A 7192-nucleotide genomic window follows, 5' to 3' on the forward strand; every position below is an offset into this window, starting at 1 on the left:
ATCGGGTAGCCGTCGTCGCTGTGGCCGGCCAGGTCGATCTCGGCGTGTCCGCGCATGGCTGCCAGACCGCCGGTGCCGAGGCCCTCGACGATCTCGACCGTCTCGTGCACGCCGGTGGCGTTGTGGAAACCGTTGTGCCGCAGCACGAGACTGCCCTCGTGGCCATCGATCGAACCCTCGAACGCCTCGAAGCCCGCAGTCGGGGCGTCGGCGCCCTCGATGTAGGTGAGCAGGTAGGCGAGGGTGCCCGTGCCCGTGACGTCACCCTGGTAGGAGTAGGCGACGTCGGCGCGGCTGAACCCCCGCGCCGGGTAGGTGACGCCGCTGATCTCGACGGTGCGGTCGTCGGTGGTGTAGATCTTCTCCTCGTTCCACGAGGTGACCTGGAATGTGGCTGTGACGGAGTGTGTCCGGGACGTCGATGAGGTGCTCATGGCTCCAGGGTGCGGTTGGGGTGCGGGTGTGGTCTTGTACAAACGCGACATCGGTTCGACACTGGTCGTGATGAGCGAGGACGGAAACGAGGGCTTCACCACGCGGCCCGTGCTGGGCCGCGGGCCACGGGCGATCATCGGACCTGCCGCCGCGATGCCGTTCCGGGTGTCGCGTCTGCGTGCGCCTGCCGATCTCGCTCGCTGGGTCGACTACTTCTGGATCGTGCGCTGGTCCACCGTCGACATTCATGAGCAGCAGGTCATTCCGCAACCCGTGGTGCACGTCGCCGCCGAGGACGGCAGGCTCTGGGTGCATGGTGTGGGGGAGAGCAGATTCTCGCGGACGCTCACCGGCGACGGCCAGGTGTTCGGCATCGCCTTCCGCGCCGGTGGATTTCGGGGATTCCTCGACGGTCCGGTGAGTGCGTGGACCCGATCGGTGCGCACGGTGGCCGACGTGCTCGGCGTCGACGACCGTGAGATCGCACCGCGACTGATCGACCCAGCCGCCGGTGACGACGAGTTGGTGACTCTCGCCGCCCGGTGGCTCGCCGAGCGTGGTCCCGTCGACGACCCGGTGATCGACGAGGTCGCCGCGCTCGCCGAGGCGGCCGAACACGACTCGTCGATCACCCGTGCCGAGCAACTCGCCGCACAGGCGGGCGTGAGTTTGCGGACGCTGCAGCGGCAGTTCGGTGAGTACGTGGGCATCGGACCGAAGTGGGTCATCCAGCGGTTCCGGATACTCGATGTCGCTGCGATCGCCAATGCGGGTGGAGACGTCGACTGGGCCGACACGGCGGTGCGTCTGGGATTCAGCGACCAATCGCATCTCACGCGCGCGTTCAGTCGCATCGTCGGGAGACCCCCGGCCACCTACGTCCGGACCGAACGGACCGGGGGCAGTGAACGGTGAGCGGGTTCGATGAGCGCCGGACGCGCTACTGTCGAGCAGTGCGCTGCCGCCGGAACGGCTTCGGCGGTCCTGGACGGGAGGTATGATGACGGACGACAGCACTACCGGCGAGACCGGAAGAATCAGTGAATTCGGCAGGGACGGATATGTTTTCGATGTGATCGACTCCGGTCGTGTGGGGTCGGGGGAGGTACCGGGCGCCGACATCCCGATCGTGCTGCTGCACGGATTTCCCGAACGCGCCGCGTGCTGGAACCTGGTCACCCCGATCCTGAACGAGCGCGGCTACCGCACTGTCGCCCCTGATCAGCGCGGATACTCCCCGCGGGCGCGTCCGGCCGCCGTCCGTGATTACCGGATCTCCGAGCTCGCCCGCGACGTCATTGCCTTGGCCGACACGCTGGACGCACCGAAAATTCATCTGGTGGGCCATGATTGGGGATCGGGAGTGGCGTGGGCCGTCGCCGCCGACTATCCCGATCGTGTCGCCACGCTGACCGCACTCGCGGTTCCGCATCCGGGGGCCTATCTGCGCGCGATGCCGCGTGGTCAGCTGTTGCGGTCGTGGTACATGGGGGTGTTCCAGATCCCGGGATTCGCGGAATGGGCGCTGAGCAAAGGCATGTCCAACCCGAGGGCGGCACGATTCGGTCCGCCCGGCTTCGCCGAGCAGCTGCAGACCGACATCATCGACTACGGTGCACTGACCGGCGGACTCAACTGGTATCGCGCACTGAAGTACGGCGATCGCGGACTGATGAACCGCAAGGTCACGGTGCCGACCACCCACATCTGGAGCGACGGAGACGTCTACCTGTCCCGGGCCGGCGCCCGCGGTTGCGCCCAGATGGTGGACGCCCCTTACGACTTCATCGTCCTCGAAGGAGTCGACCACTGGATTCCGCAACGCCGCCCGGAACAGGTGGCCGAGGCGATCCTCGCTCGCATCGCCTGAGTCGCCGGCGCCGCGCTGGTGGAACTTGCCTTCAGTGGATGGTCGCGGTTGATATGAATATAACTTCCACCGGAGCGGGTATCCGACCCCGATTTTCGGGGTTTTCGGCCCAATTCGGTGGAAACTGTATCCGCGGTCGCGGCTTGCACCCGCCCGTCGGTTCATGACGTTCGGCCCTTCCGTCCCGATGGCCGTCCCGCCCCGAGAACCGTTGCACCGATGGGTGCTCGGTCCACCGTGACCCGAATCCAGCATCGGCGCCGGTGGTCTCGAGGCTCGCCGCACGCGGCTCGCACCTCGACCAGCGGGGGACGACGATCCCCTCGAATGATGCTGATGTTCTCCCCATCCGACGATCGGACACTCCCCACCCGATGGTCGAGGTGCACGGCGCCGCAGACGCCGGGCCTCGGGACCCGTTGCACCGGATTGTGTGGAAGGAAAGGTGCTTGTGGACAACAGGTTTGGCTGGTGGGCTGGCGGCAGTTGTCTGTCGGTGGGGTGTGGTAGTGGGTATGGCTTTCGCTGTGATCGGGGGGATGATGAGCCGCCAGGCGGAGAGCCGCGAGATCGCTTGTACCGATGCTGGTTTCGGCTCCGCGCTGCTAGCTCCCCTCCGCGACTACGCTCGCCGCAGGACCTCTCCAAGCGACCCCGTGCTGTCGGCGCGTCTGCGTTCCGAGTCCTGTAGCGCTTTCACGCCGAGATGTGCACCGGCGATGATGAGCGACAGGACGGCCATCGGCACCCCGGCGAGGGTGAGCAATCCCCAGAAGAAGGCCCAATTAGCAAGGCCGACAAAGGCTACGACGAGAATCACCGGGACCACCAGCCACGAGACCCAACACCGCATGACGATCGCCGCCACGATCGGGGGCAGGGCGAGCGCCAGACCCAATTGGATCAACGGCCACGGTCCGAGCGCGGAGAAGGCCGTATCCGCGCACGTGGCACCGGGTCGGGTGCCCGTCTCCTCCAGTACACCGCCCTTGCCGCATCCCAGGGACACGAAACCGACCGGCTGATACGCCGCCCAGATCACGAATGCCAGAGCGCCCACGGCGATTACGCACCACAGGCACCGAACCGCGGCCATGGTCGGTCAGCTCCGCCGACGCCGAAGTACCTCGATGAGGAGCAGTAGGACGGCGAGTAGGCCGCCGCCGACGACGACCGGCACACGAACGGGATAGGGGAGCTCCGTGGGGGCGCCGGCGCGCAGCTGCGCGAAAGTGGCTCGCTGAGCATCGGATTCGGCGACGACGTCGACGATCGCCGTGCTGTGGGATTCCGCGGCGCTGTCGGATTCTGCGGATGCAGGCTGCTCGGAAGCCGAGGGGGTGGACGTCACGGCTTCGGTGGTTGGTTCGGCGGCGGCCGGCTCGTCGAAGGGAAGCTCGGGTTCGACAGCGGCACGGGCCGGTGTCGGCTCGGGTGCCGGTTCAGGTGACGGGGGAACCGACTTGGGTGGCGCCTTCTTGGCCGGCGCGGTGCCCGCGCTCGGTGACGGCCGCTTGGTGGGCGGCGCCTTCTTCGCCGGCGCCTTCTTCACTGGGGCTTTCTCGGCGGTGGCCTTCTTCGGGGCGGACTTCTTCGCCGCGGCTTTCTTTGCCGGCGCCTTTTTCGTGGGTGCTTTCTTCGCGGGGGTCTTCGTGGCCGCCGGCTTGTCGTTTGCGGCCTTGTCGTTTGCGGCTTTGTCGGCGGCGGTTTCCTCGGCGTCAGCGGCCTTCGGCGGAGCCTTCTTGGCGGGTGCCTTCTTCGCGGGGCTCTTCTTCGCGACCTTCTTGGCCGGTGTGCTGTGACCGGCCGCGCCGGAACCCGTTTCCGGCTCGCCACTCCCGGCCGTCCGGCCGTCGGACGATGGGTGCGCCTTGTTCGGGTCCGGGTCGGTCATGGTGCGGTCGCTCCCTCGCATGTCGCTGACGTGGCGAAACCAATCCTAGACATGACACACACCGGACACGGACACCCCGGACACAGCACCACGCCGTCTCACGACGCCGTCACCGGCGCCCGACATTGCTCAGGACCGGACGCCGAGCCTCGCGAGGATGTCGGCGTCGATCGCCCCGAGTTCGTCCTCGATCGCGCGGTGCGCGGTGCGACGCTGTCCCGACGCCATCGCCTCGGCGGCGTCCACCGCGATGGCGAGGTTGTCCAGACGCTTGCCGATCGCATCGACGAAGGCCTTGGCATCGGCGGTGGTGTCCTGGGCGGCCACCTTGTCCAGGGAGGTGCGGGCGGTGGCAATCCGTGCGGCGAGGCTCGCACCGTGTCCGGAGAACTGACGCAGCACGTCCGGCGCGACGCCGACCCGTTCGGCCTGCATCGACGAGAACCGACCCCGTGCGGCCACCGCGGCGCGATACACAACCGGCGCGACGATCGGTGCGACGAGCCGTCCGACCGTCAGATAGCGGCGCACGCTCGCCGGGCTGTAGGGCTTGGCGTCAGCGGCAGCCTTCGCCTTCGCGGCCACCGTCTTGGCCTCGGCCTGCGCGACCTTCACCTGCGCCTTGCTCGCCTTGCGGTCGGCCTTGGCGGCCTTCTTCGCAGTCTTCTGCTCGACCTTGAGCTCTTTGCCCCGCAGCTTGTGCTCGGCCTTGCGGCGTTCCTTGGCGGCCTTGCGACGATCCTTGGATTCGAACTTGGCCTCGAGCTTCGCCTTGGCCTTGAGTGCTTTGGCCTCGGCCCGCCGTTCGGCACGGCTTCTACCGTCGGACGAGAACACACCCATCGGGGCACCTTTCGCTGGGACTGCCGAGTCTTTGTCCACCTGTACGAGTCCATCTACACGATCGCGACATGACGCGCGCGACCGCGATGGTGAACCCACCGACACAAGCATTACATAGGCTCGGAAACAGACTGTGACGGGCGATACCGCACAACCGGGGACTGCAGGAGGTGACGACGACGGTGGTGAGCCTGCTGCACGCCCGGGACCTCGCCGGGTGCGAGCATCGCCTCGCCCTGGATTCCGCGCACCCCGAGATGACCCGAGACCGTCCGCAGACACCCGAGGCCGCGCGTCGCACCGAGGCTGCGGCGTTGCATCGGGATCGTGTCCGCGACCTGCTGCGGGCCATCCACAGCGACCAGGAGCCGAACACGTTCGTCACCGTCGGCCCGGGTTCGTCGGCACAGCGGGCGGCGCGGACGTTGCAGGCATGCGACGAGGGTGCGCACTGGATCTGGAATGCGACGCTGCCGATCGACCCCGACCATGGTCGTCGGGGACATTCGGAACTTCTCGTCCGCGTCGACGACGGCTATTTCCCGATCATCGTGGTGAATCATCGGGCGTCGTATCCGGCCAAGCCGCGACGCGGTGCGCCCGCCGAGGGCACGACGGCGCTGCTGACCAGCCCGCTGTGGGGCTGGCTGCCGACCCCCGACCCACACCGCACCATCCGCAACCACCGTCGTGACCAGCTGCGGCTGGCCCATCTGACCCAGATGCTGCTCGACGAGGGGCTGGCCCCGACGCGTGACGAGCCGGACCTGTGCGCAGGGGTGATCGGCCTGGACATCGATTGCATCGTCGTGCACCGCATCGGAACGACGCTGCCCGACTACCGGTCGGTGTTCGAGCGGCGACAGGCCATCGCCGCGGGGTCGGTGCTGACCCCACCGCGCCGGGTCTCCGAGTGCCGCAGCTGCCCGTGGTGGGAGAAATGTGGTCCCGAACTCGAGGCGCGCCGCGACATCAGCCTCGTGGTCTCCTCGGGGCAGGCCGACACCTTGACCGAGGCGGGAATCCGGACCGTCGACCAGCTCGCCCGGTACGAGGGGCCGGCGCCGCAGTCGTGGCCGTCGAACGTGGCCTTCGACGACGCCGTGGTCAACGCGATCGCCTGGCTCACCGACGTGCCCCTGGTGCGCCGGGTCGAGCGACCCCTGGTGCAGCGGGCCGACGTGGAGGTCGACGTCGACATGGAGAGCTACGGCGAGGACGGCGCCTATCTGTGGGGCACGCTGCTCACCGACAACGTCGACCGCGACCGGCCGGTGCGCTATCGCCCGTTCGTCACCTGGCATCCGCTGCCGACTGCCGACGAGGCGCGCTCGTTTGCCGAGTTCTGGGCGTGGTTGAACGCCGAACGGCAGGCCGCGCACGAGAGCGGGAAAACCTTTGCCGCCTACTGCTATTCGCAGCAGGCCGAGAACCGGTGGTTGCTCTCCTCGGCCGATCGGTTCGCCGGCGCACCGGGCATCCCCACCCGCGCCGAGATCCAGGCGTTCATCGATTCGTCCGAGTGGGTCGACATCTATGAGGCGGTGAGCGCGAATTTCGTGTGCCCGCAGGGCAAAGGCTTGAAGAAGGTCGCTCCCGTCGCCGGTTTCACCTGGCGCGACGACGAGGCCGGCGGCGCCGCGTCGATGGATTGGTACAAGGCGGCTGTCGCGCTGGGCAACACCGAACTCGATCTCTCCCAACGTGATCGGCTGTTGGCCTACAACGAGGACGACGTGCTCGCCACCAAGGTGTTGCGGGAATGGATGGACGGCGACTGGACCGATCCCGGCCTCGCTCGGCGCGTCCCCTATCAAGAAGAGCTGCTGACGCTGCGTCGACGGTCAGAGGCGCGTCGAACGCAGGGCGTCGAGGAACGGCCCGGTGCCGACAAGCGCGACGGCGCCGAGCAGTAGCAACAGGCCTGGCGAGATATCGCGGAAGAAGCCGCCGACGCCGGCGAGGGTCACTTTTGGTTCCGCGGCGGGTGCCGCCTGCGGAGCCGTCGAGACCGGCCGTGGTGTGGTGGCGCGCGGCGCGGGTGCGGCCGGCGCCGGAGAAGCCGCCGGGGCGGAATTCGGTGTCGATCGGCCGGTGTGCGGAGCGGATGTCCCGGGAACCGCTCCCGCACCACCCGCACCTGCGGCAGG

7 protein-coding genes and 1 pseudogene are annotated in these 7192 nt (G+C 68.0%); 3 read left to right on the forward strand and 5 right to left on the reverse strand.

Features of this window, described 5'->3' with window-relative positions; translation table 11 throughout:
* A partial coding sequence (locus tag B1964_RS00735) for a DUF3224 domain-containing protein (RefSeq protein WP_079928427.1) occupies positions 1-434 on the reverse strand: 434 nt, incomplete at its 3' end.
* A 70-nt stretch (positions 435-504) separates the two neighbouring features.
* Here B1964_RS00735 and B1964_RS00740 point away from each other — a divergent pair.
* Both B1964_RS00740 and B1964_RS00745 read left to right on the forward strand, forming a co-directional pair.
* Positions 505-1350 (forward strand): helix-turn-helix domain-containing protein, encoded by an 846-nt coding sequence (locus tag B1964_RS00740; protein WP_079928428.1) that lies wholly within the window; start codon positions 505-507, stop codon positions 1348-1350.
* 82 nt (positions 1351-1432) lie between these two features.
* Positions 1433-2305 (forward strand): alpha/beta fold hydrolase, encoded by an 873-nt coding sequence (locus B1964_RS00745; RefSeq protein ID WP_079928424.1) that lies wholly within the window; start codon positions 1433-1435, stop codon positions 2303-2305.
* Positions 2306-2927: 622 nt separating this feature from the next.
* Here B1964_RS00745 and B1964_RS00750 read toward each other — a convergent pair.
* The 3 genes from B1964_RS00750 to B1964_RS00760 form a co-directional block, all read right to left on the reverse strand.
* Positions 2928-3365 (reverse strand): hypothetical protein, encoded by a 438-nt coding sequence (locus B1964_RS00750; protein WP_253193835.1) that lies wholly within the window; start codon positions 3363-3365, stop codon positions 2928-2930.
* Positions 3366-3407: 42 nt separating this feature from the next.
* Positions 3408-4199, reverse strand: coding sequence for a hypothetical protein (locus B1964_RS31400; RefSeq protein ID WP_079928426.1), 792 nt, complete (start codon positions 4197-4199; stop codon positions 3408-3410).
* A 129-nt stretch (positions 4200-4328) separates the two neighbouring features.
* On the reverse strand, positions 4329-5042 hold the full coding sequence (locus tag B1964_RS00760) for a DUF6474 family protein (RefSeq protein ID WP_006369142.1): 714 nt from the start codon (positions 5040-5042) through the stop codon (positions 4329-4331).
* A 170-nt stretch (positions 5043-5212) separates the two neighbouring features.
* Between B1964_RS00760 and B1964_RS00765 the strand changes: the two genes are divergently transcribed.
* The gene (locus B1964_RS00765; RefSeq protein WP_253193836.1) at positions 5213-6958 is read left to right on the forward strand and encodes a TM0106 family RecB-like putative nuclease; all 1746 of its coding nucleotides are present in this window, start codon (positions 5213-5215) and stop codon (positions 6956-6958) included.
* Here the strand turns inward: B1964_RS00765 and B1964_RS30630 are convergent.
* Positions 6887-7192 (reverse strand): annotated as a pseudogene (locus B1964_RS30630) (hypothetical protein); the annotation flags it as partial. The gene B1964_RS00765 and the pseudogene B1964_RS30630 overlap by 72 nt on opposite strands.

The sequence above is a fragment of the Gordonia sp. i37 genome, assembly GCF_002043085.1.
In the GTDB taxonomy this organism is placed as follows: domain Bacteria; phylum Actinomycetota; class Actinomycetes; order Mycobacteriales; family Mycobacteriaceae; genus Gordonia; species Gordonia polyisoprenivorans.

What these genes read in the sequence shown, in the direction of transcription:
- B1964_RS00740 (WP_079928428.1), top strand. Translation starts at nt 505, where the DNA reads ATGAGCGAGGACGGAAACGAGGGCTTCACCACGCGGCCCGTGCTGGGC.
- B1964_RS00745 (WP_079928424.1), top strand. Translation starts at nt 1,433, where the DNA reads ATGATGACGGACGACAGCACTACCGGCGAGACCGGAAGAATCAGTGAA.
- B1964_RS31400 (WP_079928426.1), bottom strand. Translation starts at nt 4,199, where the DNA reads ATGACCGACCCGGACCCGAACAAGGCGCACCCATCGTCCGACGGCCGG.
- B1964_RS00760 (WP_006369142.1), bottom strand. Translation starts at nt 5,042, where the DNA reads ATGGGTGTGTTCTCGTCCGACGGTAGAAGCCGTGCCGAACGGCGGGCC.